The sequence below is a fragment of the Pseudomonas sp. NPDC087639 genome (genome assembly GCF_044743385.1).
Taxonomy (GTDB): domain Bacteria; phylum Pseudomonadota; class Gammaproteobacteria; order Pseudomonadales; family Pseudomonadaceae; genus Aquipseudomonas.
Genome location: NZ_JBIUWI010000158.1, coordinates 1 through 1648 on the forward strand (window position 1 = coordinate 1; position 1648 = coordinate 1648).

Sequence of the window (1648 nt, forward strand, 5' to 3'; positions counted from 1 at the left end):
CGACAAGATCGGCATCAAGCTGCACACCGCCAACTTTGCCGCCGAGTACTGGGACACCGTGTTCGAGCACTTCCTGGCCGAATACAAAGCCGGGCGCACGCCGAACCCGGACATCCTGTGTAACCGCGAAATCAAGTTCAAGGCGTTCCTCGACTACGCCATGATGCTCGGCGCCGACCTGATCGCCACCGGCCACTACGTGCGCCGCCGCGACATCGATGGCCGCACCGAACTGCTCAAAGGCCTTGATCCGAACAAGGATCAAAGCTACTTCCTGCACGCCGTCGGCGGCGAACAGATCGCCAAGACGCTGTTCCCGGTCGGCGAACTGGAAAAACCGGAAGTGCGCGCAATTGCCGAGAAATACGAGCTGGCCACCGCCAAGAAGAAGGATTCCACCGGGATCTGCTTTATCGGCGAGCGGCGTTTCAGCGACTTCCTCAAGCAATACCTGCCGGCACAACCGGGCGAGATCAAGACCACCGAAGGCGAAGTCATCGGCCGTCACCACGGCTTGATGTATCACACCATCGGTCAGCGTCAGGGCCTGGGCATCGGCGGCTTGAAGGATGCCGGCGACGAGCCGTGGTACGTGCTGCGCAAGGATCTTGATACCAACGAACTGATCGTCGGCCAGGGCAACAACCATCCGTGGTTGTTCTCCAGCGCCCTGCTCGCTTCGGAAATCTATTGGGTCAACCCGATCGACCTGAGCCAGCCGCTGCGCTTGACCGCCAAGGTGCGCTATCGCCAAAGCGATCAGGCCTGCACTCTGGAAAAAACCGCGAGCGGTTACCGCGCCGTGTTCGACGAGCCGCAGCGCGCGGTCACGCCGGGCCAGTCGGTGGTGTTCTATGACGGTGAAATCTGCCTCGGTGGCGGTGTGATCGAAGTCGCCGAGCCGTGGAGCGGTCAGGCATGAGCCCGACTCAGGAGCAACTGACGGCGCTGGGCGGCGTGTTTCTCGCGGCCGTACTGGTTGACCGGATCGCCAAGACTGGCCAGACCAACGAGGCCGGCCTGAGCTGCATGCTCGGCAGCCTGCTGGTGCGCGACCCGAAAGACACGCTGGACGTGTACGGCGGCGACGATATCAACCTGCGTGAAGGTTACCGGGCGCTGATCGGCGCACTTGAACGCGACCCAAGCACCTTGCAGCGCGAGCCACTGCGTTATGCCCTGTCGATGCTCGGTCTTGAGCGCCAACTGGCCAAACGTGGCGACCTGCTCGACACGATCGGCAAGCGCTTGCCGCAGATCCAGTCGCAGGTCGAGCACTTCGGCCCGGCCCACGAAAACGTGGTTGCCGCGTGCGGCGCACTTTATCAGGACACTCTGAGCACCCTGCGCCAGCGGATTCAAGTGCATGGCGACATGCGCAACCTGCAGCAGCCGAGCAACGCATCGAAAATCCGCGCCTTGCTGCTCGCCGGCATCCGTTCGGCGCGCCTGTGGCGTCAACTCGGCGGCCATCGCTGGCAGTTGGTGGTCAGCCGCCGCAAGCTGCTCAAAGAGCTGTACCCGTTGATGCGCAGCGAGTAAATCGCCGCGCAATAAAAGCTTTGTAGTCTGTAACGCGTAATACGCCGGTCAGTTGGCAACGGACCGGCGGATTTTTTCATGTATGATACGCGCCCCATTTCGTTGC

General features: G+C 62.0%; 2 protein-coding genes. Both read left to right on the plus strand.

Annotated features, from left to right (window positions below; translation table 11 throughout):
• A partial coding sequence (gene mnmA, locus ACIOVB_RS27430; protein ID WP_401272268.1) for a tRNA 2-thiouridine(34) synthase MnmA occupies positions 1-922 on the plus strand: 922 nt, incomplete at its 5' end.
• Positions 919-1542, plus strand: coding sequence for a high frequency lysogenization protein HflD (gene hflD / locus ACIOVB_RS27435; protein WP_187678472.1), 624 nt, complete (start codon positions 919-921; stop codon positions 1540-1542). The genes mnmA and hflD, both read left to right, overlap by 4 nt.
• The last annotated feature ends 106 nt before the right edge of the window (positions 1543-1648 follow it).